Origin of the sequence: Hymenobacter sp. DG01, assembly GCF_006352025.1 — a bacterium.
In the GTDB taxonomy this organism is placed as follows: domain Bacteria; phylum Bacteroidota; class Bacteroidia; order Cytophagales; family Hymenobacteraceae; genus Hymenobacter.
On the sequence record NZ_CP040936.1, the window covers coordinates 4,388,811 to 4,414,113 of the forward strand.

Annotated in this window: 23 protein-coding genes; 14 read left to right on the top strand and 9 right to left on the bottom strand. The window is 58.9% G+C overall.

Annotated features, from left to right (window positions below):
• Positions 1 to 93 precede the first annotated feature (93 nt).
• The 5 genes from rplQ (at position 94) to FGZ14_RS18750 (ending at position 4,467) form a co-directional block, all read left to right on the top strand.
• Positions 94 to 672: a 50S ribosomal protein L17 gene (rplQ, locus tag FGZ14_RS18730; protein WP_110976730.1), complete on the top strand. Its 579-nt coding sequence runs from the start codon at positions 94 to 96 to the stop codon at positions 670 to 672.
• 353 nt (positions 673 to 1,025) lie between these two features.
• The gene (gene eno / locus FGZ14_RS18735) at positions 1,026 to 2,297 is read left to right on the top strand and encodes a phosphopyruvate hydratase (RefSeq protein ID WP_139925682.1); all 1,272 of its coding nucleotides are present in this window, start codon (positions 1,026 to 1,028) and stop codon (positions 2,295 to 2,297) included.
• A gap of 194 nt (positions 2,298 to 2,491) precedes the next feature.
• Positions 2,492 to 2,812: a septum formation initiator family protein gene (locus FGZ14_RS18740; protein ID WP_139925683.1), complete on the top strand. Its 321-nt coding sequence runs from the start codon at positions 2,492 to 2,494 to the stop codon at positions 2,810 to 2,812.
• Between the two features lie 34 nt (positions 2,813 to 2,846).
• Complete coding sequence (locus FGZ14_RS18745; protein ID WP_139925684.1) at positions 2,847 to 3,929, top strand: CARDB domain-containing protein; 1,083 nt, start codon at positions 2,847 to 2,849, stop codon at positions 3,927 to 3,929.
• A 46-nt stretch (positions 3,930 to 3,975) separates the two neighbouring features.
• A complete protein-coding gene (locus FGZ14_RS18750; protein ID WP_139925685.1) occupies positions 3,976 to 4,467 on the top strand; it encodes a hypothetical protein in 492 nt (163 codons plus the stop codon).
• A 7-nt stretch (positions 4,468 to 4,474) separates the two neighbouring features.
• On the opposite strand, the gene FGZ14_RS18755 is transcribed toward FGZ14_RS18750, so the two are convergent.
• On the bottom strand, positions 4,475 to 5,683 hold the full coding sequence (locus tag FGZ14_RS18755) for an anhydro-N-acetylmuramic acid kinase (RefSeq protein ID WP_139925686.1): 1,209 nt from the start codon (positions 5,681 to 5,683) through the stop codon (positions 4,475 to 4,477).
• Positions 5,684 to 5,866: 183 nt separating this feature from the next.
• Entirely contained in the window at positions 5,867 to 7,726 is a 1,860-nt protein-coding gene (gene hscA, locus FGZ14_RS18760) for a Fe-S protein assembly chaperone HscA (protein WP_139925687.1), read from the bottom strand.
• Positions 7,727 to 8,025: 299 nt separating this feature from the next.
• Between hscA and FGZ14_RS18765 the strand changes: the two genes are divergently transcribed.
• The 7 genes from FGZ14_RS18765 to FGZ14_RS18795 all read left to right on the top strand — a co-directional run bounded on the left by FGZ14_RS18765 (position 8,026) and on the right by FGZ14_RS18795 (position 13,139).
• On the top strand, positions 8,026 to 8,913 hold the full coding sequence (locus tag FGZ14_RS18765) for a murein L,D-transpeptidase catalytic domain family protein (protein WP_180754414.1): 888 nt from the start codon (positions 8,026 to 8,028) through the stop codon (positions 8,911 to 8,913).
• 733 nt (positions 8,914 to 9,646) lie between these two features.
• Positions 9,647 to 10,018: a hypothetical protein gene (locus tag FGZ14_RS18770; protein ID WP_139925689.1), complete on the top strand. Its 372-nt coding sequence runs from the start codon at positions 9,647 to 9,649 to the stop codon at positions 10,016 to 10,018.
• Between the two features lie 26 nt (positions 10,019 to 10,044).
• Positions 10,045 to 10,617 (top strand): YceI family protein, encoded by a 573-nt coding sequence (locus FGZ14_RS18775; protein WP_257883279.1) that lies wholly within the window; start codon positions 10,045 to 10,047, stop codon positions 10,615 to 10,617.
• A 63-nt stretch (positions 10,618 to 10,680) separates the two neighbouring features.
• Positions 10,681 to 11,604, top strand: coding sequence for a DUF5777 family beta-barrel protein (locus tag FGZ14_RS18780; RefSeq protein ID WP_139925690.1), 924 nt, complete (start codon positions 10,681 to 10,683; stop codon positions 11,602 to 11,604).
• A gap of 38 nt (positions 11,605 to 11,642) precedes the next feature.
• A complete protein-coding gene (locus FGZ14_RS18785; protein ID WP_257883280.1) occupies positions 11,643 to 12,089 on the top strand; it encodes a CHRD domain-containing protein in 447 nt (148 codons plus the stop codon).
• A 50-nt stretch (positions 12,090 to 12,139) separates the two neighbouring features.
• Entirely contained in the window at positions 12,140 to 12,571 is a 432-nt protein-coding gene (locus FGZ14_RS18790; protein WP_139925691.1) for a heavy-metal-associated domain-containing protein, read from the top strand.
• A 79-nt stretch (positions 12,572 to 12,650) separates the two neighbouring features.
• A complete protein-coding gene (locus FGZ14_RS18795) occupies positions 12,651 to 13,139 on the top strand; it encodes a group 1 truncated hemoglobin (RefSeq protein WP_139925692.1) in 489 nt (162 codons plus the stop codon).
• A gap of 91 nt (positions 13,140 to 13,230) precedes the next feature.
• On the opposite strand, the gene FGZ14_RS18800 is transcribed toward FGZ14_RS18795, so the two are convergent.
• Positions 13,231 to 15,603 carry an alpha-amylase family glycosyl hydrolase gene (locus FGZ14_RS18800; protein WP_180754415.1) on the bottom strand — a complete coding sequence of 791 codons (2,373 nt, stop codon included), beginning with the start codon at positions 15,601 to 15,603 and terminating at the stop codon, positions 13,231 to 13,233.
• A 306-nt stretch (positions 15,604 to 15,909) separates the two neighbouring features.
• Between FGZ14_RS18800 and FGZ14_RS18805 the strand changes: the two genes are divergently transcribed.
• Positions 15,910 to 16,743 (top strand): murein L,D-transpeptidase catalytic domain family protein, encoded by an 834-nt coding sequence (locus FGZ14_RS18805; protein WP_139925694.1) that lies wholly within the window; start codon positions 15,910 to 15,912, stop codon positions 16,741 to 16,743.
• Between the two features lie 74 nt (positions 16,744 to 16,817).
• On the opposite strand, the gene FGZ14_RS18810 is transcribed toward FGZ14_RS18805, so the two are convergent.
• From FGZ14_RS18810 to FGZ14_RS18825, 4 genes are all read right to left on the bottom strand, one after another.
• Entirely contained in the window at positions 16,818 to 17,885 is a 1,068-nt protein-coding gene (locus FGZ14_RS18810) for an Ldh family oxidoreductase (protein ID WP_139925695.1), read from the bottom strand.
• 107 nt (positions 17,886 to 17,992) lie between these two features.
• Entirely contained in the window at positions 17,993 to 18,988 is a 996-nt protein-coding gene (locus tag FGZ14_RS18815) for a transglutaminase family protein (protein ID WP_139925696.1), read from the bottom strand.
• A gap of 4 nt (positions 18,989 to 18,992) precedes the next feature.
• On the bottom strand, positions 18,993 to 19,928 hold the full coding sequence (locus tag FGZ14_RS18820) for an alpha-E domain-containing protein (protein ID WP_139925697.1): 936 nt from the start codon (positions 19,926 to 19,928) through the stop codon (positions 18,993 to 18,995).
• A 131-nt stretch (positions 19,929 to 20,059) separates the two neighbouring features.
• Positions 20,060 to 21,514 carry a circularly permuted type 2 ATP-grasp protein gene (locus FGZ14_RS18825; protein WP_139925698.1) on the bottom strand — a complete coding sequence of 485 codons (1,455 nt, stop codon included), beginning with the start codon at positions 21,512 to 21,514 and terminating at the stop codon, positions 20,060 to 20,062.
• Positions 21,515 to 21,964: 450 nt separating this feature from the next.
• On the opposite strand from FGZ14_RS18825, the gene FGZ14_RS18830 reads away from it, so the two are divergent.
• Positions 21,965 to 23,056: a putative zinc-binding metallopeptidase gene (locus FGZ14_RS18830; RefSeq protein ID WP_139925699.1), complete on the top strand. Its 1,092-nt coding sequence runs from the start codon at positions 21,965 to 21,967 to the stop codon at positions 23,054 to 23,056.
• 156 nt (positions 23,057 to 23,212) lie between these two features.
• Here FGZ14_RS18830 and FGZ14_RS18835 read toward each other — a convergent pair whose 3' ends face one another.
• Complete coding sequence (locus FGZ14_RS18835) at positions 23,213 to 24,154, bottom strand: phosphatase (protein ID WP_139925700.1); 942 nt, start codon at positions 24,152 to 24,154, stop codon at positions 23,213 to 23,215.
• A 216-nt stretch (positions 24,155 to 24,370) separates the two neighbouring features.
• On the bottom strand, positions 24,371 to 25,255 hold the full coding sequence (locus tag FGZ14_RS18840) for a class I SAM-dependent methyltransferase (protein WP_139925701.1): 885 nt from the start codon (positions 25,253 to 25,255) through the stop codon (positions 24,371 to 24,373).
• Between the last annotated feature and the right edge of the window lie 48 nt (positions 25,256 to 25,303).

A 25,303-nucleotide genomic window follows, 5' to 3' on the forward strand; every position in this document is an offset into this window, starting at 1 on the left:
CTGAGGGACAGCGGTTCTAATGTGAGAGTAGTCTGGTAACAGACCGTTTTCCGCCGTGGTCGTTGTCCGCAAGCTTACACCTCTTTTCATTTTATGCGTCACGGTAAAACCATCAACCACCTCGGCCGGACGGCCTCGCACCGCAACGCCATGCTTTCAAACATGGCTTCGTCGCTGATTCTGCACAAGCGTATCTCAACGACGGTTGCCAAAGCAAAAGCACTGCGCAAGTTTGTAGAGCCCCTGCTGACCAAGTCGAAAAACGACACTACGCACTCGCGTCGTCTGGTTTTCGCTGAGCTGGGCAACAAAGAAGCGCTGAAAGAGCTGTTCGGCACGGTATCGAGCAAAGTAGCTAACCGCCCGGGTGGTTACACTCGTATCATCAAGCTGAGCGACGTGCGTCTGGGCGACAACGCTGAGATGTGCATCATCGAGCTGGTTGACTTCAACGAAACCCTGCTGGAAGCTAAGAATGCTGGCGAAGCTAAAGCTGCTGCTCCGGCTACCCGTCGTTCGCGCAGCAAGAAGAAAGCTGACGCTCCGGCTGGCGAGGCTGTAGCTCCGGCTGCAGTAGTAGAAACTGCTGCTCCTGCTGACACGGCTACTACCACCGTACAGGAAGGTGAAACCCGCGACGAAGCCAAGGCTGACGAAGAAGCTGCTTCGTAAGCTGTAGTCACGGCGTCATTAGAAAAAGAGGCTGCTCCATTCGGGGCAGCCTCTTTTTTATTGTCGGTGCTATAATGACAAGGAAGTAAACAGACAGGCTTAGTAACGTGCTGACGAGCTTTAGCTGATGGAGAGGGGTAGGAGGCTAGCAGAATCCTTTAGTTTGATTGAGCGAGCCTGGGTTACATACGAGCTTAGGCTTAACGGCACATGAGGGGTAGGAGGGGAAGCGCAGGAATGAGCGAAATTCTGAAGCTGAAACGTCGGGGCTAATTTTTACCTTGCGGCGCAAACCCTGACAGGCAGCTGTCGGGCTTCAACCTTGATTCATTTCACCCATTTCCTCATTCCTTATGAGCATTATCACCGAAATTCACGCTCGTCAGATTTTCGATTCCCGCGGCAACCCAACCGTTGAGGTGGATGTAACCACTGAAAACGGCACTGTAGGCCGCGCGGCTGTGCCGTCAGGTGCCTCTACAGGCAAACACGAAGCCGTGGAACTGCGCGACGACGACAAGTCGAAGTATATGGGCAAGGGCGTGCTGAAGGCGGTGGAGAATGTAAACAGCAAAATTGCTGAAGAGCTGATTGGCTTCTCAGTATTCGAGCAGGGCCTGCTCGATAAAATTATGCTGGAGCTGGATGGCACCCCGAACAAAGCCAACCTGGGCGCCAACGCTATCCTGGGCGCTTCGCTGGCCATTGCCCGCGCTGCTGCTGCCGAGGCCGGCATGCCCCTGTACCGCTACGTAGGGGGGGTAAACGCTACCACGCTGCCCGTGCCGATGATGAACATCCTGAACGGTGGCTCGCACGCCGACAACAGCATCGACTTCCAGGAGTTCATGATTATGCCTGTAGGTGCTTCTTCGTTTTCGGAGGCTCTGCGCTGGGGTACGGAAATTTTTCATCACCTGAAAAACGTGCTCAAGAAGCAAGGTCTGAGCACGAACGTAGGCGATGAAGGTGGTTTTGCCCCGAACATCAAATCCAACGAAGACGCCATTAAGGTAGTACTGCAGGCCATTGAAACGGCTGGCTACAAGCCCGGCGACGACGTGATGATTGCCATGGATGCTGCTGCCTCGGAGTTCTACTCCGATGGGCACTATCACTTCAAGAAGAGCACCGGCGACAAGCTGACTTCTTCGGAAATGGTAGCTTACTGGACCGATTGGACCAAGAAGTACCCCATCATCAGCATTGAGGACGGCATGGACGAAGACGACTGGACCGGTTGGAAAAACCTGACGGACAGCATCGGCTCGACTACCCAGCTGGTGGGCGACGACCTGTTTGTGACCAACGTAAACCGCCTGCAGCGCGGCATTGACGAGCAAATTGCCAACGCCATCCTGATCAAGGTAAACCAGATTGGTACCCTGACCGAGACGATTGACGCCATCAACCTGGGCCGCCGCCACGGCTACAAGAGCATCATGTCGCACCGCTCGGGTGAGACGGAAGACAACACCATTTCTGACCTGGCCGTGGCCCTGAACACCGGCCAGATCAAGACGGGCTCGGCATCGCGCTCCGACCGGATGGCTAAGTACAACCAGTTGCTCCGCATTGAGGAAGAACTGGGCGAAACGGCTTACTTCCCGGGCAAGAAAATGTAGTAGGAACGGCCACGCCGACTTTCGGTGTGCCTACTCACGTAAAAAGGCACCGCTGGCTTAGGCTGGTGGTGCCTTTTTTAGTGCGCAGCGGCCGGTTGAAGCCAGAGCGAGGTAGGTAGCTGGGATGTGGGCAGAAAATAGGATATTTGCTCAACGGCCTACCCCCGAATCAGTCCTCAACCAGCGTCTTTGCGATGAGCTTCTCCGGAATATTTGAGCGGATTCCCCGCCTGTTGCGCAGCTTCTACTTTCTGACGGGACTGAGCTTTATGGCGTGGATGTTTCTGTTTGATGCCAACGACTTCCTGAAGCAGTACGACATGTACGCCAAGTGGCAGGAGTTGCAGAATGACAAAGAGTACTACCTCCGCGAAATCGATAAGGTGAAAAAGGATCGGGCCGAGCTACTGAGCAGCCCTGAACTGCTGGAGAAATTTGCCCGCGAAAAGTACATCATGAAACGCCCCGGCGAAGATGTGTTTGTACTCGTGCCCCCCGCGAAAGACGGAGAATAAGCCAGGTTTTATCTGACCCTGCCCAATCCATCGTATGAAATCTGCTGTTATCTTGGCTGTAAGCCTGCTGCTTGGCTGGTTGCCGTTGTACGCCACTGCCCAGATCAGGCCCGACCTGGTGGTAGTAGAGCCTTACTTGATACCTGCGCTGATGTACAGCGGCGCTACCTACCCTTTATCAGCTACCATTCGGGTGCAGGGTACAAACGGTTCCCAGTTCAACTGCATTGGCTATTATCTGTCGGTTGATGCGACCTGGGATGCTACTGATGCTTATCTGGGCTCCAGCTGCCGGTCGTTGATGTTTCCTGGGGAAAGCGGCACCTGCCCCATCAACGGCACGATTCCGCCGCTCACCCCGGCCGGAAAGTATTACATGTTGCTGGTAGCCGACCCGCTAAACGCGGAGCAGGAGCTGAATGAAACCAACAACGTAGTGAGCGTGCCCGTTACGGTTATGCGTGGGGTTACGCCACTACCGGATCTGATGCTCTGGCGCCCTTCTCTGTCGTTCGGGGAGGTGCCGACAGGGGGCAGCACCGGGGCTTTTACTTTTATTCAGAACCGGGGAGCTGGGGACAGCGGAGCCTACGAGGTGGGGTTCTACTTGTCGGCGGATACTGTATTCTCAGCCAGCAACGACATTTTTCTGGACTTGATAGGGGGCGGTATCAACCTGCCCCCGAATGGCGGTACTATTCACTCCGCGCCGATGCTCACTATTCCGGCCTCTACCGTGCCCGGCAACTATTACCTGCTATTGATAGCGGACCCACGAAGCCGCATCAGCGAATCGGATGAAACCAACAATTCGCGGGCCCTACCCCTGCGCGTGACCGGAACGGTAACGGCCGCTGCTACCTCCCGCGAGGCGTCTGTGGAAGTATTTCCGAACCCGGTGGATAACCGTGGGTGCACCGTCCGGTGGGTTGGCTCCGGCATCAGCCGGGTAGAGGTGTTTAATACCCTGGGGCAACTGGTGGCCTCGGATGCTACTTCTGGTAGCCCACGCTCCGAGGTACTCCTGCATACGCAGGGCTGGGCGGCAGGCGTTTATACGCTGCGGCTTTTTGGAGGGAAGGAACAGGTCATTACCCGTCAGCTCATCTGCCAATAGGTCGGCTTTCGATTCTTCAGGCCGTAGCTACGCACAACCGTTTCCTATGACTTCTGGTGTCTTGTTTTTTCTGTTTGGACAGTTGGTTGGACCGGCGGAGCCGGCTGGCCCTCCGCGGACGACATTAGCGCCAGCACCAGAGAGCCGCCATAGCGTCGCGGGCCAGAATCAGGCCGCTCCTCTCTCGCAGGTGCAGGTAGCGCGCCGGTTTCTGCTGGCAGTAGTACAGGGCGAGTGGGCCGTGGCCTATGCCTACCTGGCGCCCGACGTGCGGCAGTCGATAACCGTAGAGCAGCTACAGGTGGCTGCCCGGCCTTTCGGGGTGCAGGCCGGCCGCTATGGCAAAACCATTGATTTGTACAAGCTGGGTTACCGGCTGCGCGGCGCGGAGACGCCTGAACCGTTCGTTGGGTTTTCCTTCCGTGCCGACACCCTGCGGCGCGTACCGCATTTTCAGTTGGATGTCACTTTCCGCGACTCCACCAGCCGGCAGGTAGCCGGTTTCACCCTGATACCCCTGGCTGGCGCCGAAAACTAGCTCACTGCTACCCCGGCCATGAAATTTTACCCATGCTGACGGCCGGCACCCGCTGCCGTCCGCTGCTGAGGCTGATGGGCGTGCCCGCTACGGCTTCATTGGCCAGCACAGCGAAAAGAATGGCTTCCTTGGCATCGGGTAGCAGGCCCAAGGCCTCGGTGGTGGCAAAGCGGCAGGCCGGCAGATGGCGTCGCAGGGCCGCCAGCAGGGTAGGGTTATGAGCCCCGCCCCCACTTACATAAACAGCCAGCTCTGGCCTCGGTCCGAAAGTCTGGCCGGCTGCCCGGGCTACGCCCAGGGCACTAAACTCAGTTAGGGTGGCCAATAGGTCCTCGGGGGCCAACGTGAGCGTAGCGCTGCTTTCCTGGGCCTGCCGGAGGTAAGCGGCATTAAACAGCTCCGGGCCGGTGGTTTTAGGCAGAGCGGCTGCGAAGAACGGGTGATGGAGCAAAGCAGCCAGCAAACCCTGGTGCACGTGGCCCACGGCAGCCAGCCGGCCATCGGCGTCATAAGCCAGGGTAGGGAAATGGGCGCGCACCGTGGCATCGAGCAGGGTGTTGCCGGGGCCGGTGTCGGTGCTGAATACCGTGTGGGCATCCTGCCCGGTACGAGGCAGGTAAGTGAAGTTGGCAATACCACCCAGGTTCAGGAGCAGCCGCTCTTCGTGAGGGCTGCTAAGCAGCAGATAGTCGCCGTAGGCGGCCAGTGGGGCTCCTTCACCGCCCGCGGCTATGTGTTTCTGTCGGAAGTCGCTGACGGTGATAATGCCCGTGCGCACGGCAAGATGGTCGGCGTCGCCGAGTTGCAGGGTAGCGTTCAGCGGAAAATCGGGGTGCTGGTGCTGGTGTTGGGGGGCATGGTACACGGTCTGGCCGTGGCTGGCAATCAGGTCAACCTCGGCAGGGGCTACTTGCCACTGCTTCAGGCAGGCTGCTACCATATCCCCATGCGTACGGCCTAGCCAGGCGTGCAGTAGCGTCAGGTACTCTAGGCTTACCTGCGGGCGTGCAAATACCTCCCGGATGCGCTGGCGCATATCGGTGGGGTAGGGCACAGTCGTAAACTCTTCCAGCTCCAGGCGGGTAGCCAGTCCGTGTCCGTGCAGGCGGCAAAGCGCCACATCCAGCCCATCCAGCGAAGTACCCGACATCAGACCGATGATGCGGCGGCTGCGCTGTTGGGCGAGTTGAGCAAGCCGGGAGAGGTAGGGATTCATCTAAGCAGAGGTTTGTACTGTTTACTACCGAGTTCCCGGGAAGAAATTATTTTTTGTACTGCCTAATACTAAACCAGCGGCGCAGCCCGTAAACCAAGTCGGAGCGCAAAGAAAGGAAAAGGGCCTTACCAGCGTATGGTAAAGCCCTTTTCCTTTCTTTGTTGCTCCGGCGTGGCTAGCCTGTTACTCTATTTTTTTGCCGGCCATAGCTTGGCTGATGCTGATATTCATGACGCGCTCGGCGAAGGGGCGGGTGAGTTCTTCCAACTCGTCCACGGCTTTCAGAATAGTGTCCTTGTCCTGAGTGTCCAAGGCTGCCTTCAGGCGGTCCACACCAGCCGTGGTCTGGCTGATTTCTTCCTCGGTGAGGTGCTGGCTATTCTTCGCCACAAAGCGCTCCACTTGGTACAGCATCTGCTCGGCTACGGTGCGGGCCTCGATGACCATGCGAGCCGCCACGTCCTCGCGGGCGTGGGTTAGGGAGTCCATCAGCATCTGCTCCACCTGGTCGTCGGTGAGGCCATACTGGGGCTTGATTTCCACGGCCTGCCGGGTGTTGGAGCGCAGCTCAATGGCTTCTACCTTCAGAATACCGTCGGCGTTCAGGATGAAATTCACATCGACTTTGGGCAGGCCGGCGGGCATGGCCGGAATACCGCGTAGGTCGAACTCAGCCAGTTTGCGGTTTTCCTTTACCAGGTCCCGCTCGCCCTGGTACACCGAAATCTTCAGGTTTACCTGCCCGTCAACGGAGGTAGTATACTGGCGGCCGGCTTTCGTCGGGATTTTGGAGTTACGTGGAATGATGGGGTCCATCAGGCCGCCCAAGGTTTCAATGCCCAACGTGAGCGGCGTAACGTCCAGCAGCAGCACGTCGCGGCGGTTACCCCCCAGAATATCGGCCTGAATGGCGGCTCCCAGGGCCACTACCTCATCAGGATTGAGGGAGTTATTAGCCGGCTGCTGGAAAAACTCCGAAACCGAATCATACACCAGCGGCACGCGGGTAGAGCCGCCCACCAGCAGCACGGCATCCAGGTCCTGAGGCGCAAGTTTGGCATCGGCTAGGGCCTGGCGGCAAGAAGCAATGGTGCGGGCCACCAGGGGCTGCACCAGCTCGTTGAATTTCGCCTTGGTGAGGGGTAGGGTCGTGCCCCCGAACTCGGCTGCAAACGTGTCCTGCTGGCTTAGCTGCCGTTTGGCCTGCTCGGCCAGCAGGCGCAGCTCCTGCTGGGCCGAAGAATTCTGATACAGCACCGTCGAGAGCTGATACTCAGCGGCCCAGTAGTCATAGATGGCGCGGTCCAGGTCGTCGCCACCCAGGTAGGTGTCGCCGTTGGTGCTTAGTACCTCAAAAATGCCCTGCTGAATGCGCAGAATGCTTACATCGAAGGTGCCACCGCCCAGGTCGTACACGGCCACGGTTTTTTCTTCATCAGGCGAAAGACCAATGCCGTAGGCCAGGGCCGCGGCCGTGGGCTCGTTCACAATGCGCAGCACCTCCAGGCCAGCCAGGCGGCCGGCGTCGCGGGTAGCCTGGCGCTGGGAGTCGTTGAAGTAGGCGGGTACCGTAATAACGGCCTTATTGACGGGCGTTTTCAGGGCGTGCTCCGCCCGGAAGCGCAGCTCCTTCAGAATCTCGGCCGACAGCTCGATGGGAGAGTAGAACTTCTCGCCCACCCGGATTTTCACCAGGCCTTCCGAGTTGTCGTCAATTACCTTGTAGCCCAGCTCCTGGGCGTGCTGGCCCAGGTCATGGTAAGATTTGCCTAGCAGGCGCTTCACCGAATAGATGGTGTTCTGCGGGTCAGTGAGCAGATACTGCTTTGCATCGGTGCCCACAATGGGTGCGTCGGCAGCGCCGGGAAAGTGCACTACCGAAGGCACAATGGTACCGCGGCCCTGGTCGTTGATGGCGAGGGGGTGGCGGCCGTCGGGGTGAATATAGGCCACCAGGGAGTTGGTGGTACCCAAATCAATCCCGACGATAATTTCTTCCTGCTGGATGCTGCCAGTGGAGAGGTTAATTGCAACTTTAGCCATAAGCAACAAAGCGCGCCGCGGCGCGCCGAAGAAGTACGAAAACAAAGAGAGCAGCTCTTATAACCAGCCTACGCCCCGAATGGCACAAAAGTACGGAACAAATAAGCGCAAAGCCGAGGCCACTCCTGACCAGTGCCTGCCCCTGGCAGGCAGGGGTTTCGGTGGTGGGTAGGGGTAGGGGCCGGTGGCGGTGCTCAAGCTACTGGCGTCGAGGCCGGACGGTAGAGAGAAAGTAGCCCGGACCCGGCTTGTGTAGTGTGGCATAAATGCGGATTTTTGGCTTCCCCAACCGTATTTCTATGATACTATCCGCTGCTCCTGCCCCTATCACTTCTGCCCAGGGTAGCGGGTGGCGGCGCTACCTGTTGCTGGCCGCCGTGGGCGCGGCCATGGCCGGGTGTCAACCCTCGGGGGCAGAAGTAGCCGCCTTACGCCGGCCCGCAGTGGCTGTGTCCCGGCCGGCCGGGGGAGCCCCGGGGGCCACCTCGCCGGCAGCCGTCGTGCCCGATTCTCTGGAGCTAACGCCCCTAACCCCCCTGTCCGCCGTGCCCGATTCGGTGCGGCAGGCCGTGGAGGCACTGCATGCCAAACTAGGGCCGGCTGCGGCCGGACTGCGCCTGCAGGTGCTGGAACGCGCCTGCGTGGGCTACCTGAATCTGCGCAAGGCCGGCCTTGTGCGGCAGGCCGGTATCCTGGCCGTAGCCGACATGGATATGCCGTCCTCGGAGCCGCGGCTGTGGGTGCTCGATCTGGCGGCAGGGCAGGTGCTACACCACAGCCATGTAGCACACGGCCGCGGCTCCGGTCATTTGCGGGCCCGGCGTTTTTCCAATGTGCTGAAATCGGCCTGTACGGCCCTGGGATTTTACCAGACCCTGGATACATACCAGGGCAAGCATGGCCTCTCGCGGCGGCTGCGCGGGCTGGATGCCGGCCAGAATAACAACGCCCTGCGCCGCTACGTGGTGCTTCACGCCGCCGATTACGTGAGCCGGCAGTACCGCGAGCAGCACGGGCAGGTGGGCTACAGCCGGGGCTGCCCGGCCCTACCCCCCGATCAGTATCGGGCCATCATCCGGACTGTGGGACAGGGGGCTTGCCTCTACCTGAGCGGTCCTGGGCTGGAGTCGGAATGGCTTAAGGGCTCCGTAGCAGCAGAGCGGCTGGCAGCATACGGCTGGCGCTGAGAACCAATCTATGAGGTGCCACGAAGGATAAATTCTATGGAGTTATAATTATATAAATATGATAAGTGATTTTATTACATTACTTATATTTGAATCATTTGTAAATTGTTTGTTCAATTGATTGAATTATGAAATAAAAACATATAACTATTTGTAGGACAGTGTTTAGACATTAATTTATGTAAAATAGTTATAAATTTACTTGGTATAAGTAAAAATTAAAAATTCCATGTTTAGACGGGGGCAAATCCTACTTCGTCGGGCGATTAGTGAGTTTCAGCTAAAAGGGAAGGCCGATTAAAGCCGGAGCTTAGTTCCCTACGTAGATTTGGAATCCAAAATGGGAGTTGTGTTCCCGTTTTGGGTATTGCCTTTTATTATCAACTAGTTTTCTCCAAACGATACGCTGCCAAAGTAATCTGCAGGCTAAGAGGGCCTTTGGGGGCTTGGTCAGGCTCCGTTGCAAAGCGTCGGCAGACCTGGGTTGAGCGAGCAATATTGGTATTCCCTTTTTGGGAATGAAATTATTGTTCAGTCTCCGGGGTGCTGATCGAAGCAGGTCACCATTGGGTAAACCAGCTATAACATAGCAATGTGAGTATTCTACAAATCCGCTTAGACCTCCTACCCCTGGGCACTGTGCCTAGGGCAGCCTGCTACGCATCGTACACACCTAACTAGAGGCCGCGTGAAAGCTTGCCTGGCTTTCTCTACCTCTGCATACCGTTTTTCAATGACTAAAATCTCTACTGTGCTGTGCTTACTGCTGAGCTTTATGCTAGGCAGCTGCGCTTACGATAAAGCCGATGAAATAGCAGGGCCCAAAGTGCCCTGTACCACCCCGGATGTAGTTTCTTACAGTGTTTCCATCTCGCCTTTGCTGGATAGAAACTGCCGGAGCTGCCACAACCCAACCCTGCTCACGGGCAGCGTTAACCTGGAGGATTTCTCGGTAATTCAGAAGTACATTCGCTCGGGCGAGCTGATGGGAAACGTGAAGCACCTGCCGGGTTATAACCCCATGCCCCAGGGCGGAGCGAAGTTGTCGGATTGTGATATAGAGCTGTTGCAGAGATGGGTAGATGCGGGCGCTCCTAACAACTAAGAAGGATGCGAAGCCTGATCCGATCCGTGAGCTTACCAATTTGTGGCCTGCTGCTCTCCGTTGCCGGAGGCATTACCTCGGGGCAGGCCCAGGGCAAATACATGACCCAGAAGGGGGTAGTGAGCTTCTTTTCCAGTAGCATCCTCGAAGATATTGAGGCCCACACCGAGCAGGCTGCCGGCCTGATAGATCTGCAGACCCAGCAGCTGGCCTTCAGCATCCCGATCAAGTCGTTTCAGTTTAAGCGCACCCTCATGCAGGAGCACTTCAACGAGAACTACATGGAGTCGGACCGCTTTCCGAAGTCGTCGTTTCGGGGAAAAATCCTGGATTTCGACCCGGCCACCCTGGCCAGCGGCCAGTCGCAGCGGGTAACGGTGGAGGGTGACCTGACCATTCACGGCGTCACGAAGCACCTGACTGTAACCGGAGCCCTGCAGCAGCAAAGCGGCCAGCTGATGGTAAACGCCTACTTCAGCGTAGCGCCGGCCGACTACGGCATTGAGATTCCGCTGCTGGTGCGCGAGAACATTGCCAAAATCGTCGGGATTAAAGTGGTTATGTCCTGCGAGGCCGTTTCCCAGCTCACCGCCAAATAAGTTCAGTCTTTATACCGCCGGCCCTGGGGGCCGGGCCTGGTTTCACCGCGTTTGCTTTTCTATATGCATCCAACTTTTCCTCTCTACCGGGGCCGGCTGGCCTCTTTACTTGTGTTGCTGCTAACTGCCTGGGCCGGGCCTGCCTGGGCGCAGGATGATCTGCTGGGGCAGCTGGAAACCCAGGCTACCCCCACGGCAACCACGGAGGTAGTAGCCGCTACCTTCAAAAGTACCCGCCTCATTAACGGGCACACCGTGGAAACGCCCGGGCAGGGCACCATGGTGTTCCTCATTTCGCACCGCTTTGGTACGCTCAACAGCGGAGCCTACAACTTTTTCGGCCTCGACCAGGCCAGCATCCGGCTTGGGCTGGAGTACGCCCTTACGGATAAGCTGGAAATAGGCATCGGCCGCAACTCCCTGGAGAAAACGCTGGATGGCTTCGTGAAATACCGTGCCCTGCGCCAGAGCACCGGCCGCCGGGCCATGCCCGTGAGCGTTACCCTGTTTGCCAGCTCAGCTCTGAATACGCTGCGCGACGACCGGACGTGGTACACTACCTCGCACCGGATGAACTACTCCTACCAGGCCTTGATTGCGCGCAAGTTCAACCCCAGCCTGTCGTTGCAGCTGATGCCCACCCTGATTCACCGCAACCTGGTGGAAGACAAAACCCAGTCGAACGATGTGTACGCCATAGGCGTGGGAGGCCGCCACAAACTCACCAAGCGCACCTCCCTGAACGCGGAGTACTACTACCTGGTGCCGCGCACGGCTCCTACGGGCGTGCGCAATGCCCTGGCTCTGGGCTTCGATATTGAAACGGGCGGCCACATTTTCCAGCTGCACGTGACCAACTCGCAGGGCATGATTGAGAAGTTCTTCGTGGCCAACACCCGGGGCAATTTCTTTAAAGGCGACCTGTATTTCGGGTTCAACGTGAACCGCAATTTCACCATCCGTCCTAAAGAGGGCTTCCGGAAATAGGCATTTCTCCCCCATTTTTTACATTAACCTTCTGCTGTATGAAGCTGAAAATTACCGCTCTTTCCCTGCTGTTGCTGGGCTCCGCCGCTTTGGTCGCCTGCGAAAAGGATGAAACCACCACCGCTACCCCTACCAACTCCGTTGAACTCACGGCTACCCTCGACGGGAAGCAGGAGGTAGGCCCCAACAACTCGGCCGCTACCGGCACCATGACGGGCACCTTCGATAAAACGACCCGGGTGCTCAGCTACCGGGTAACTTACCAGGGTGTCACACCTACCATGGGCCACATTCACCGCGGCGCCGCGGGCACCAACGGCGACCCGTTCATTGCGTTTTCCAACGTTACTACCTCGCCCATAACGGGTACGGCTACCCTCTCGGAGGCCGATGCGGCGCTGCTGCTGAAAGGCGAAACCTACGTGAACCTGCACACCCAAGCCTACGCCGGCGGGGAAATCAGAGGTAAGGTGACCCTGAAGTAACCCTTCCTTCTTTGCCCGGTCCAGAGTTTCGTTTGATGTAAGCAAAACGCGTGAAACACAACCGCTTTCTACAGGCAGGCCTGGCCCTGCTGGTCCTGCTGCTGGTATGGGCCAGCTGGGAAGAGCCCAGCCTGCACAATTACGCGAGGCCCGTCCGCTTTTTGCAGGTTCAGGTAGATGGCCTGGCGGCCCCGGCCGAGGCCGCCACGGTGCAGCGGCAGGTAGCCGCCGTGCCGGGCGTGGCGGCCTGCGTTATCAACAGCAACACACAGATGGCCACCGTCCTCTTTCACGAAGAGGATATTTCGGAGGCTGATATCGAGCGGGTGCTTTCCGTAGGCGGCACCTTCCGGATAACCCGGCCGCAGCTGGCACCGGCCGCGCCCACGGGCCGGCAATGCCCGGTGCCCCCCAGCTACCTCGAAGCCGTGGACAAGATTCGGTTTGCCCTGAATCTGCGGCGGCTGTTCATTTCTGTATAAACACAACTGTCCGTAGCCGGAACCGCATGGTTGCCGGCTACGGCATTGTCTATTTCATCCACCTTTTACCAGTTCTTTTATGTTTCTGCCTCGACTTCAGTTTCCGGCGGTTCTGCTGCTGGCCGGCACCCTGTGTTTCACCACGGCCTGCGGCTCTAAAGAAGCCGACCCCACCCCGACCCTGTATGAGCGCATGGGTGGCCTGAAGGGCGTGGAAGGGTTTGTGGACGTGCTGATGGCAAACGTAGCCGCTGAAACGGAAGTGAAAAACTCCCAGATGCTGCGCACCCACACGCCCCTGCTCACTGACCCCGACAAGCCCGCCCGCCTGGCCCGCCTGCGCAACAACTTTATCAATCAGATGGGGGAAGCTACCGGCGGCCCGCTCAAGTACACTGGTCTGACCATGCTGTCGGCCCACAAAGGCATGATGATTACCGAAACGGAATGGGCCGTGTGGCGCCAGGCAGCGGATGCCTCCATGGCAGCCAACAAACTCGGCGACAAGGAAAAAGCCGAACTGGCCGCCATTCTTGACGATATGAAAGCCGCTACCGTAGGCCACTAAGGCATACCCACAGCTGAACTGCTGCCAGTAAAAAAGCCCCGCCGGATTATCCGGTGGGGCTTTTTTACTGGGAGTGGGGTAGGGCCCCGGCTTATTTGATTACCACTTTCCGGCTCAGGCCCAGCTCCGGCACATGCAGCTGGTACACGCCGGCTGGCAGGGCCTGGCTTACGTGCAGACGCTGCTCCGTGGAGCCAGGGTAGAGGCGCACTGCCTGCTCGTGCACGAGGCGGCCGGTCAGGTCCAGCAGGCGCAGAGTGGCCGTCAGGTCCTTCGGCGACTGCAGCACCACATCAATGCGGTCGGGGCTGGTGGGGTTGGGGTACACGGCCAGGTCGGCGGTGGTGACGGCCTCCGTGGCCGGGGCGGCCGCCAGTACGGCGCTTTCGCGCAGGGCGGTAGTACTCAGCACCGCTGGGGCAGTGTAGGTTACTTTCACGAAGGCCCGCTGGGCGGGGTTGGTGGCCGCGGCGTTCTTGGCACGCAGGGTAATCCAGCCGGTAGCCGTGGGGGTGTAGGTGCCCGTGAGGGTGCCCGTGCCGGTTTGGCTGCTTAGAATAGTACCGCTGCCGTTCACCAGCTCCACGGCCAGGCTGCGGGTAGCGTCCGTCGGAATCAGGCTGTAGGTTACGGCTTTGCCCGACGCCACGTAGATGCGGCCCGCCGTGCGGTAGGCCGTGGAGGATGCCGGCAACTGCCCGCCCTGCTTCAGCGAGGAAGCGTGGGAGTCGCCCAGGTCATCGGCCAATTCCCACTCCTGGGTAGTAGCCAGGGCGGCCCGGATGTAGTTGGTGCTGATGCCTGTGGGGGCCCACACCGAGTAGCCCCGGCGGCCGCCGCTGGCCGTGCCGTTGCAGGGCGGCGTGTTAATGGTCACGGTCTGGGCGCTACTCACCGTTACGGTAGCCGTGCCGTTGGCGCCGGAGTAGTCCTTCAGGACGGTGCCCGGCGCGAAGTCGCAGGAAACGGTGTTGTTCTGCCAGGCCGAGAAGTTGTCGTTGATGCCGATCAGGGCCTTGGTGCTGCGCTCAATCACGAGGTGGTCGGGGGCCTGATAGCGCACTTTGTAGGCCCCATCCTTGAACCGCAGGTTCTGATGGCACCAGATCAGGTTTTCCAGGTCGGAGCGCTGGGGCAGATCGGTGGTGCTGGTGGGCTGGTGCGAGTAGCGCTTACCAGTGCTGCCCACATTAAACAGGTCCTCGAAGAAAATCTGGGGCGAGCCATCCACGGCCAGGGCCGCAGCGTAGGCCGCCGAGAGGCGCGGATCAAACGGGTCGATGTGGGGAGCCAGCTCGGAGCCGGTGTTCCAGCCCGTGTAGTTGCCCCCGGCATCGGTCTGGGGCCGGAAGGTGTCGTGGTTGTTCACGAAGGGCACGGTACGGTGCACGTACTGCCCATTGATGTTCACCACCCGCGCGCCCTGCTGGTAGCCCGGCAGGGAGCCTATATCGAAGTTGCCGCCCCCGCTGATGATGTTATAGAGGCCGTTGCGCAGAGAGAAGTCGAAGGTGCCGGCGCGGTTCTGCACGTTGGCTACCCAACCGTCCATCTGCCCCGCCGAGCCTACCCATTCGCCCACGGCAAACATAGTAGCCCCGCCCGAGGCCCAGCCGGCGTTGCTTTGCAGGTTATAAAGAAAATCCTCGGAGGCGAAGTCCGGGAAGTGTTTCACAGCATCCATGCGCACGCCATCAAAACCCACCTGCTTCTTGTACCACACCAGCCAGTTGCGCACGTTGGTGCGCACGTGGTCGGCGCTTTGGGCCGGGTTGAAGGTAGCGTTGGAGCTTTGCCCATAGGAGCCGCTGTAGTAGCTCACGTCGGGCCCGAAGTACACCGCGTTCCAGTCGCCGGAGGTAGAGTTGTTGCCGGGGTTGGGGTTGAAGTTCTGCCAGTTTTTGGGGAAACGGCCGTTGCGGGCCAGGTAGTTGGCGGCGTCTTCCGAGGTAGCGGGCTTGCTGTAGCTCACGTAGCGGAAGTTCTTGTACTTGCTGGTGGAGCCATCTTCCCAGGCGGCGGGGTCCTGGCCGCCGGCCCCGGTCTGGGAGCCGGCCCCGTCGTTGTGGTTCAGCACAATGTCCTGCACCACCTCAATACCGTTGGCATGCAGCACGGCCACGGCCCGCAGCAGCTCATCTTTGGTGCCCAGGCGCGTGGCCACGAAGCCCTTCTGGTATTTGTCGCCGAGGTCGTAGTTATCGAAGGGCGAGTAGCCGTTGCCCTGGTTGCCGTTCTTGATGCTGGGCGGCAGCCACACGGCATCTATGCCCATGGCTTTCAGGCGCGGGGCCAGCAGGGCAACGTAATTAGCCCAGCCGTTGGGGTAGTTGGTGTTCCAGTAGTCCCACCAGTAGCCTTGCAGAACTACTTTTTGGGCTTGGACTGGTTGTCCGCCCAAAACCAGCAGCGCGGCGGCGGCCAGGGTGAGCTTACGCAACCAGGAGGAGGTACACGTGTGCATGTGGGAAAGTGGGAATTGAGTGGTGGGAAAAAGACATGGCGCGGCATGCGCCGTAAAGAGCGGATTTGGGGCCTCTAATGTGAAAAATCGGGTAGTAAAAAGCTGGTGGTATATTGTCGGATGCCGGTGTTCTTTTTGCCGTTTTTGGCAGAGGGGGAATCTATCAGCCGGAAATAACATTATAGCTGCGGGTGCATATTTTCGTCACCTGCGGCGCATCTGCAACGGGCCAAGTCTCGTAAAGCCTATGGTGTCTGTTTGTAGTAAAGCAAGCGCCTTATCGAAACCCGAAACCAACCTGTGCTGATGGAAAATCAAAGTGTTGTTCGTCGCCAGCGTCTGAAGCTGCGGACCCGCCGGATGGCGCGGCGCGTACTGCCCTTTGTAGCCGCCCTGTTCCTGGCTACTCCGCTGGCTGCCCCGGTAGCAAAATCAAAAGCCGCTACCACCAACCACCAGGCCCGCCTGGTAGCCGCTCCCGTAGTTACCCCCGCTTCTCTCTTCGACCAGCGCCTCCACGACCTGTACCGTGACCTGGGGGTAGAGCAGCAGGGTCTGCGCTACGCAGTGTTTGAAAAGGCTATGACGGGCTACCTCAACCTGGAGGCCGAAGGCAAACTCAGTGGCAAGCAGCTGCTGACCGTCGTGGATTTTGAGCTGCCCTCCACTGAAAAGCGCCTCTGGGTGCTGGATCTGGCCGCCAAGCAGGTGAAGTTTCATACCCTGGTAGCCCACGGCCATAACTCCGGCGAGAACATGGCCACCAACTTCTCCAACGAGAATGAGTCGAACATGAGCAGCCTGGGCTTCTACGTAACTCAGGGTGAATACCAGGGTAAGCACGGCCGCTCCCTGAAGCTGCAGGGCCTCGATGAAGGTTTCAACACCAATGCCTTCTCTCGGGCCGTGGTGATGCACGGCGCCGACTACGTGAGTGAGGACTTTATTCGGCAGTACGGCCGCCTGGGTCGCAGCTTAGGCTGCCCGGCCCTGCCCATGGACCAGAAAGATGCCATTATTGAGGCCGTAGAAGGCCAGACCTGCCTGTTCCTGAACGGCTCCAGCCAGCAGTACGCTTCCAAGTACCTTAACCAGGACGTGGCCATGAGCAAGCTGCTCGGCGAAACTCAGCTGATCTGAGACTCCTGAACTGATATAGAAAAAGCCCGCCCGGTACTCCGGGCGGGCTTTTTGCTGTCGGGTGGGGGTAGCAATTACAGCTTCACGCCAAACTTGGCGCCCACCGTTTCGAGGTCTTTGAGTACGGGTTCCAACAGCGGAATACCCTCCAGCAGCCGGTGCCCCGACATTTCCCGCTCCGGGTCGCCGGGGATGAGGACGTGCTGGCCTTCGGTGGCGCGGGCGTTGCGGAAGGTGGTAATCCAGTTGTCCATGTGGGCTTTGAACTCGGCGGCCGGACGAAAAGCATCGACCCGCATAGCCCCAAAGAAATGGCCCAGGCCTTCACCCACGGGGTTAGCCGAGGGCTGCAGGAAGGCCACGAAGGGCGGAACCCAAGGGCCATAGTTGGCGCCGCTGAGTACGGCCGAGAAAATATCGACCACGGCGCCCAGGCCGTAGCCCTTGTGCGAGCCAGTGGCCCCCCCGAGGGGTAGCAATGCGCCACCATTTTTCACGGCGTTCGGGTCCGTGGAGCCTATGCCGGCCGGGTCCTGGGCCCAGCCTTCGGGGATGGGAATGTTCTTGCGTTGAGCAATTTCGAGCTTACCGTTGGCCGCCGTGGTGGTAGCCATGTCCAGCACGAAATCTGGCTGGTCGCCGGCGGGCACAGCTACGGCAATGGGGTTGGTGCCGAGCAGCCGCTCTAGGGAGTAGGTAGGCGCCACCAAGGGCGAGGCATTGGTCATGGCTACCCCAATCATATCCAGGGCCAGAGCTTTCATGGCGTGGTAGCCGGCAATACCGAAGTGGTTGGAGTTCTTCACCGAAACCCAGCCCGTGCCTACCTGCCGGGCCTTCTCCATCGCCACCTGCATGGCTTTGGGGCCTACCACTAGGCCCAGGCCCCCGTCGCCATCCACTACGGCCGTGCTGGGCGTTTCGTAGGTGACGCCCACGCGGGGGGTAGCATTGATGCGGCCGGCTTCCCAGAGGCGTACGTACCCAACCAGGCGGGCCACGCCGTGCGAGTCGATGCCGCGCAAATCGGCGGAAAGCAGGGTTTCAGTGGCAAGCGTTGCGTCCTCATCGGAGCAGCCCATGCCTTTGAAAACAGATTCCGTGAAGGTGAAAAGCTGGGTATAGGGGAGGGTTGTCGTCATGAGGAGGGGTAGGGATTGGGCCCGGAAACTGATGGGAAAGAAGGCGCCCGCGGAGGCTGTTCTCCGCTGGCGCCTTCATCATAGCCCAAACTTACGCCATCCGAATTTTACTGCTGCTGTTGCATCTGCATTTGCATCTGGAGCTCCAGGTGGCGGCGGTAGGAGTTCACGGCGGCGGGCTTGTCCTTCACCTCGTAGGTATAGCTGGGCTGCTGGGGTAGGGCGTTCTGGCTTTCCGGCTTGCCACTTTCAATGTGCACTGAAACATCGAGGCGGTGGGAGCCGGTGCCTTTGTAGGTGCCTTTCACGGGGGTGCAGTCGGGGAAGTTGCGGCCGATAGCCAGGCGCACGTGCCCATCGTTGACGATGCAGTTATTGGTCGGGTCGAGGCCCAGCCACCCGTAGAACGGAATGTAGGCCTCGACCCAGGCGTGGGTAGCGCCAGAGCCCCGCACCCCTTCCCGGTCAGGGCACACGTAGCCGCTCACGTAGCGGGCCGGAATGCCCACTATCCGCAGCATAGCCAGCAGCATGTGGGCAAAATCCTGACAAACGCCCGCTTTCAGCTGCCAGATTTCCTCGGCCGGCGTTTCTATGTTGGTCACTCCCTGGCGGTACTGGAAATTGTCGTACACGTACTCCGAGAGCACCAGGGCATTTTTGAGGGGCTTATCGGCGCGGTTTACCAACTGGTCGAGGGTAGCCTTCAGGTCCTGAGCCGAAGTGAAGCACTCCTCGCACAGAAAGTCAATGAAGGCCGGGTCGTGGTGTAGCTCCCGCAACTGCTGCCACTGCTGTTCGGCGGGCTGCTCGTCCATCGGAAACTGAATCGGGTGCGTTACCACGTCCTTCGTCGATTCAATAACCAGCACGGTGTGCGGCTCCAGCACCGTGAAAATCCCCACGGTATTACCGAAATAGTCAGTATACGTGCTAATGGGTGTGTCGTGCGTGATGCCCGAATCGTGGGAGATAGTTACCTCGTGACTGGTTACCTCCAGTCGGTCATCCTCGAGGGGGTAGAGCATGACCTGATTGACGCAGTCGATTACCTCGGCCGCGTAGGTATAGCGCGTGATGTGCTTGATGTTGTAGGAAGGCATGAGATTAGCTTCTTCCGAAGTAGTATTTACCGAAGGCCACGGCTACATCCAGCAACTGTTGGCGGGTTTCCAGCAGAAACTCATTGAGCTGCTCCGGCTCCGCCGCCGAGACGGTGCTGTACTTGACGTGGTTGGCCAGGCGGCCTACCATAAACTCCAGCCGCTCGTAGCTTTCGGGCAGGCTGTCGGCTCGCAGGCGCTCAAAGTACCAGCTAAGCCGGCTGAGGCAGGAGGAGAGAGAATGGGCGAAGTGACTGTTGTGGAGCACGAACTGCAGCACGCTGTCGGGGTTGAAGTTGCCGCGGTAGGTTTTCAAATACAGCTCGTGGCCGAACAGAGAGTGCAACAGGTAGCGCAGCTCGGGCGCATCCAGGCCACTGGTCATCGAATCGGCGTTGTTGGCCCACCGGATGCGCAGAATGTCGGTGGTTTGCAGGGCCCGCTCCAGCAGCCGACCCATGGTGAGGTAGCCGTAACCCTCGTCGCGGGGCATGGTGTTCTGCACGGCCCCGGTAAACACCAGTCCATGCCGCATCAGCGCATCAATGCCCGACATGGGGTCGCCCTGCCGAATTTGCTGGGCTATTTCCTCGCTCCGGATGGCATGGTAGTAATCGTTCAGGCACTGCCATACGTCGCGGGTAATGTGGTCCTGGGCCGAGCGGGCGTTTTCGCGGGCCTGCAGCACGTTATTATAGACCGAGGCATCGTTGTGCCGGTCCAGAATCAGGTGCTCCAACACCCGCACCGTGTCGCCCTCCGTGGCGGCCAGCTCCTCCGGCGTCAGGTGTCCGTAGCTGTACAGTACCGGGCGCCAGCTGAAATCCTGGAGGCTGTCCTGGGAAGCCTGGTAGTAAATGCGGATAACCTGCAACATGGCCTGGGTGCGTTCCATGTAGCGGGCCAGCCAGTAAATTGTATCGGCAACGCGACTGAGCATAGTAAGGGGTAGGAGGGTAGGAAAGTGTGAGGGTAGGAGTTGCTAGGGCGTTAGGGTAGATGGGTGGAAGGGGTAGATGAGTTCAGTAGAGTTGATACCCTCTTGCCCTCCTACCCCCATACCCTCTTACCCTAGCTTTCCGGCCCCAGCACCCAGGTGTCTTTGCTGCCTCCGCCCTGGGAAGAATTCACAACCAAGGAGCCTTCCTGCAGGGCCACCCGGGTCAGGCCGCCGGGCACGATGTCGATGCCGCCGGGGCCGTAGAGGGCGAACGGGCGCAGATCTACGCGGCGGGGTTGGAGCACGCCGTTGAGGTAGCAGGGGGTAGAGGACAGGCTGATAATGGGCTGGGCAATGAAGCTGCGCGGGTCTTCGGTAATGGCCTCCCGGAAGGCTTGCATCTGCTCCTCGGTGGCGCTGCTACCAATGAGCATGCCGTATCCGCCCGACTCATTGGTGCGCTTAATCACCATCTTATCCATGCGCTCGAACACCATGCGGCGCTGGTCCGGGTCGCTCATCTGGTAGGTGGGCACCGTTTTCAGAATGGGCTCCTCGTTCAGGTAGTACCGGATCATGTCGGGCACATAGCTGTACACGGCCTTATCGTCGGCCACGCCGTTGCCCATGGCATTTACAATGGCCACGTTGCCTTTGCGGTAAGCCGCATAGATGCCCGGTACGCCCAGGGCGCTGTCGGGCCGGAACACCAAAGGGTCCAGGAATTCATCGTCCACGCGGCGGTAAATCACGTCCACCTGCCTCAGACCCTTCGTGGTTTTCATGAACACATGGTGGTTGTGCACAATCAGGTCGCGGCCTTCTACCAGCTCAATGCCCATGAGGCGGGCCAGGGTTGTGTGTTCGAAGTAGGCCGAGTTGTAGATGCCCGGCGAGAGGAGTACCACCGTCGGGTCGCTGACGTGGCGGTTGCCCAACGCCAGCAGGTTTCGGAACAGCAGGTCAGGGTAGTCTTTCACCGGCTGCACGTTGCTTTTGGGCAGCAAATCGGGGAAGATGCGCGAGGTGATGCTGCGGTTTTCCAGCATGTACGACACCCCCGAGGGCGTGCGCAGATTGTCTTCCAGCACGTAGAACTGCCCGTCCGCGTCCCGAATCAGGTCCACGCCCGCAATGTGGGTGTAGATGTCGTAGGGCACCTGCACATTCACCATTTCGCGCAGAAACTGCGGGCAGGAGTAAATGAGGGCGGCCGGAATCACACCATCCTTCACAATGAACTGCTGGTGGTAAATGTCCTTGAGAAAGATGTTCAGGGCCAGCAGCCGCTGCTTCACGCCGGCCTCAATATGCTTCCACTCCTGGTGCTGGATGATGCGCGGAATGATGTCGAAGGGAAAAATCTTCTCGATGCCTTCGCCGCTGTTGTACTCCGTAAACGTGATGCCCTGGCTCATGAACAGCTTTTTCGCCAGCTCATCTTTGCGGGTCATTTCAGCGTGGGGCAGATTTTCGATGGCCGAAACAAAGCTGCGATACTCCGGGCGAATGTGCTCGGCATGGAACATTTCGTCCCAAACGTTGGGCTGCTCCTGATAGGCGTGCAGAAGGGAGTGGCCTTTCATGATGGGTGGGGGTAGGGAAGGGCATTAACTGCGCGCGTTTCAGCTCTTATTTCTGCCTACGATTAAGAAAATGTGAAGTTGTATTTTGCTTATAGATGGAAGGCTTGTTAGAGCTTAATTCCTCATACTCACGGATAATTATTTTTCAAAGAATGATTTCCGGTAGTGCACCGGCTGAGCTTGCTGAAAGTAGCCTATCTGAGCAGTAAAGGCATTTTAAGCCCGCAGCTGAATTGCTTCCTGGCAGGCATGTAACCAGGCATAAGAAAGCAATGCTACCCTCGATCTATACTCGAAGAGGTATAGAGTAAGTTGGATATAAGAAAGTTAAGCTGCTACCAGAAAACTGGCGCCACGGCAGAAGCTAAACCAGAACCTATCCGCCGGCCGCGCGTTTGACTGGCCTTGAGGCCCCCGGCGGGGGTAGGAAGCTGACCACGAGGAACCGGTATGAAACTGTTTAGGTGCACCCACTGCGGGCAGGTAGTCTATTTCGAAAACACTCACTGCGAGCAATGCCATTACCCCCTGGGCTTCGAGACGCGGCAGCAACGGCTGGTAGCCCTGGAGACACGTGAGAAACAGCGTTTTGCTCAGTATGGCCAGCCCACCGCGGGCCTGTACCGCTACTGCGCCAACCACACGCACGAGGTCTGCAACTGGCTGGTACCCGCCGACAGCACCACCGAGTTTTGTTTGGCCTGCCAGCTCAACCGCACCATTCCGAAGCTCACGGAGCCCGGCCACATAGCCCGCTGGCAGGAGTTGGAAAAGGCCAAGCACCGGCTGGTATTCAGCCTGCTGCAGCTGGGCTTGCCAGTCGTCAGCAAAACGGAAAGCGAGGAAACCGGCCTGGCTTTCGACTTTCTGGCCAGCGAGCAAAAGCCCGAAGGCGAAAAGGTGCTGACCGGGCATGATAACGGCCTCATCACCCTCAACATTGCCGAGGCCGACACCGTGGAGCGGGAAATGGCCCGCAAGGCCATGCACGAAGTGTACCGCACCGTGCTGGGCCACTTTCGCCACGAAGTAGGCCACTACTATTGGGAGCGGCTCATCGAAAACACGCCTTGGATAGAGGAGTATCGCCAGCTATTCGGTGATGAGCGGGAAGATTACGGCGAGGCGCTGAAAAAACACTACGACCAAGGCCCACCCGCCGATTGGGCCGAGCACTACATCAGCGCTTACGCTACCACGCACTCCTGGGAAGACTGGGCTGAAACCTGGGCCCACTACCTCCACATCATGGATACGCTGCAAACCGCCTATGCCTTCGGCCTCAGTGTGAACCCGCGCCGGGCCACCGACGAGCAGAACCTGGACACTACCATTTCGGAAGACCCCTACGAGGTAGCCGACTTCAGCCGCGTGCTGGATATGTGGCTACCCCTCACCTTCGCCATGAACAGCCTGAACCGCAGCATGGGCCAACCCGATTCCTACCCTTTCATCATTGCCCCCGACGTGGTGCGCAAGCTGGATTTCATCCATCGGGTGTGTCGGCAGGCCAAGGCTGAGGGGGTGAAGATGGATGGTTGAGCTGATAGAAGGGGGTAGGGGAGTAGAGAGTAAGGTGCGACTTTGTTCTAAACGCTACGCTTAAATCAAGCTGTGAGGTATAGGGCTCAAATTAAAACCCAGTTCCTCTCCTCATGCGAGGAAGGGAACTGGGTTTTAATCTACAGTTTGAACTGACTACTTTTCCAGCATCTCGGCCAGCAGCCCTTCCTTAAGAGCGTAGGCCGAGGTTTGAATGCGGGTGATGCCGGTCATCTTCAGCACGAAATCAATCAGCACGGAGGCCACCACCAGCATATCGGCGCGCATGGGCAGAATGCCGGGCAGAGCCACGCGCTGCTCGTGGTTAAGGCCAAGGAGCTGTTGGTAGCTGGTTTGGAAGCTGCTGAGGGCCAGTTCCGTGCTGGGCGGCAACTCCGCTTCGGTGCGCAGTTGGCCCAATTGCATATCGGCCAGGCTGTCGAAGCTGCCTGAGGCGCCTACCAAACCTACGGGCCGAAACTCGCGCACTGCGGCTGCCAGCGGGGCCAGTACCTCTGTCAGGTACTGCTGCTCTGCGGCCACGGCTTCGGGCGGAAACACGCCGCTGGGGTCCGGAAAGAACCTGTCGAGCAGCCGCTGGGCGCCAATTTCGAAGCTTTGCTTCCAGAAAATAGTGGTGGCATCGGCAATGATAAACTCCACCGAGCCGCCACCGATGTCTATAATCAGGTGGGGCTGGGTGCCTAGCGGTACGGCCCGGCGCACGCCCTTGGCTATCAGTTCGGCCTCCCGCTCCCCCGGTATCACCTCCACCCGAATTCCGGTTTGCTCGAAGATGGCCTGGGCCAGGGCTGGCCCGTTGCGCGTGACGCGCATAGCGCTGGTGGCCGTAGCCCGCACATCCGTGACTTGATGCAACTCAATTTCCTCTTTGAAGCCCACCAGCGTGTGCAGCGCCCGCTCAAAAGCCGTCGGCGCGATTTCGCCTTTGCTGATGCCGCCCTCGCCCAAGCGCACGCCCACCTTAGTGCGCAATAGCGTAACGGGCTGTTGGTGGCTGGGCTCCGGCAGCTCCACGATGAGCAGGTGAAACGTATTCGTGCCCATATCAATCAGGGCCAGACGGCGGTGGCGCATAAGGGAAGGGTTTGTATAGGGCGTGAGGGTAGGAGGGTGCGCGGAGCAACAGGGAAGTGCGAAGGCCGAAACTCTATCAGAACGTCATTCCGAGCGTAGCCGAGGAATCTTGCGTGCTGACGTTGCATTAGCATTACAACATCAGCACGCGAGATGTCTCGACAAGCTCGACATGACGTTCTTTGTTTCTTTTCACCTCCTCACCTCATTACCTCCTTAGGTCGCAAACCGGCAGAACGTGCCCAGGGGCAGCTTGCGGGCGGCTTTATCGTGCAGGTAAATCTCCCCAATTTCACGGCTTTGGCGGGCCTGCGGAAATATCTCGTGGACCAGGTTTTCCAGAATCAGGGCCGAAAAGCCCAAGGAGTACAGGTTGATGAGGAAGAAGTGGTCTTCGGGGTCCAGTAGCTCCTTGCAGAGTTTAAGCATTTCGTTCAGCTCATCTTCCAGCTGCCACTTCTCGCCGTTAGGGCCACGGCCGTAAGCGGGTGGGTCCAGAATGAGGCCCTGGTACTTGCTGCCGCGCTTCACCTCGCGCCGCACGTATTTCATGGCGTCTTCTACCAGCCAGCGTACGCCATCCAGGTTAGAAGCTTCCATGTTGTCGCGGGCCCAGAAGTTTACCTGCTTTACCGAGTCGAGGTGAGTGACGTCGGCGCCGGCGGCGCGGGCGGCCAGGGTAGCCGCGCCGGTGTAGGCAAACAGGTTTAGCACTCGGGGCTGCGCGGCTTTGCGTTGGCGCGTCTGGTTATAGATGAACTGCCAGTTGGGGTCCTGCTCCGGAAACAGGCCTACGTGCTTAAACGACGACATACCCAGCCGAAACCGCAGCTTCAGCCCATCGGGCCGCTCGTAGCCGATAACCCACTGCTCGGGCGTACCCGGCTTGATTTTCCACTGGCCGCGCTCCTGGCTGCCCTTCTCGCGGGTGAAAATGGCGTTGGCTCGCTGCCACTCCGAGGCAGGCAGGTGCGGGTCCCAGATGGCCTGGGGCTCGGGGCGGGACAGAATGTGTTTGCCGAAGCGCTCCAGCTTCTCAAAGTTGCCGGCGTCGATCAGCTCGTAGTCGGCCCAGGGGCTGGTGGTGAGGAACGTGTACATAGAACTACCGTTAGCTGCCCGTGGGGGCAGGCGGGCAAAGGTACGGCA

Coding starts and splice junctions, on each gene's coding strand:
- FGZ14_RS18795 (WP_139925692.1), top strand. CDS start 12,651: ATGTTTCTGCCTCGACTTCAGTTTCCGGCGGTTCTGCTGCTGGCCGGC.
- FGZ14_RS18815 (WP_139925696.1), bottom strand. CDS start 18,988: ATGCCTTCCTACAACATCAAGCACATCACGCGCTATACCTACGCGGCC.
- FGZ14_RS18750 (WP_139925685.1), top strand. CDS start 3,976: ATGACTTCTGGTGTCTTGTTTTTTCTGTTTGGACAGTTGGTTGGACCG.
- FGZ14_RS18765 (WP_180754414.1), top strand. CDS start 8,026: ATGATACTATCCGCTGCTCCTGCCCCTATCACTTCTGCCCAGGGTAGC.
- FGZ14_RS18810 (WP_139925695.1), bottom strand. CDS start 17,885: ATGACGACAACCCTCCCCTATACCCAGCTTTTCACCTTCACGGAATCT.
- FGZ14_RS18820 (WP_139925697.1), bottom strand. CDS start 19,928: ATGCTCAGTCGCGTTGCCGATACAATTTACTGGCTGGCCCGCTACATG.
- FGZ14_RS18840 (WP_139925701.1), bottom strand. CDS start 25,255: ATGTACACGTTCCTCACCACCAGCCCCTGGGCCGACTACGAGCTGATC.
- FGZ14_RS18800 (WP_180754415.1), bottom strand. CDS start 15,603: ATGCACACGTGTACCTCCTCCTGGTTGCGTAAGCTCACCCTGGCCGCC.
- FGZ14_RS18785 (WP_257883280.1), top strand. CDS start 11,643: ATGAAGCTGAAAATTACCGCTCTTTCCCTGCTGTTGCTGGGCTCCGCC.
- FGZ14_RS18745 (WP_139925684.1), top strand. CDS start 2,847: ATGAAATCTGCTGTTATCTTGGCTGTAAGCCTGCTGCTTGGCTGGTTG.
- FGZ14_RS18825 (WP_139925698.1), bottom strand. CDS start 21,514: ATGAAAGGCCACTCCCTTCTGCACGCCTATCAGGAGCAGCCCAACGTT.
- FGZ14_RS18770 (WP_139925689.1), top strand. CDS start 9,647: ATGACTAAAATCTCTACTGTGCTGTGCTTACTGCTGAGCTTTATGCTA.
- FGZ14_RS18805 (WP_139925694.1), top strand. CDS start 15,910: ATGGAAAATCAAAGTGTTGTTCGTCGCCAGCGTCTGAAGCTGCGGACC.
- FGZ14_RS18755 (WP_139925686.1), bottom strand. CDS start 5,683: ATGAATCCCTACCTCTCCCGGCTTGCTCAACTCGCCCAACAGCGCAGC.
- eno (WP_139925682.1), top strand. CDS start 1,026: ATGAGCATTATCACCGAAATTCACGCTCGTCAGATTTTCGATTCCCGC.
- FGZ14_RS18835 (WP_139925700.1), bottom strand. CDS start 24,154: ATGCGCCACCGCCGTCTGGCCCTGATTGATATGGGCACGAATACGTTT.
- FGZ14_RS18740 (WP_139925683.1), top strand. CDS start 2,492: ATGAGCTTCTCCGGAATATTTGAGCGGATTCCCCGCCTGTTGCGCAGC.
- hscA (WP_139925687.1), bottom strand. CDS start 7,726: ATGGCTAAAGTTGCAATTAACCTCTCCACTGGCAGCATCCAGCAGGAA.
- FGZ14_RS18780 (WP_139925690.1), top strand. CDS start 10,681: ATGCATCCAACTTTTCCTCTCTACCGGGGCCGGCTGGCCTCTTTACTT.
- FGZ14_RS18830 (WP_139925699.1), top strand. CDS start 21,965: ATGAAACTGTTTAGGTGCACCCACTGCGGGCAGGTAGTCTATTTCGAA.
- rplQ (WP_110976730.1), top strand. CDS start 94: ATGCGTCACGGTAAAACCATCAACCACCTCGGCCGGACGGCCTCGCAC.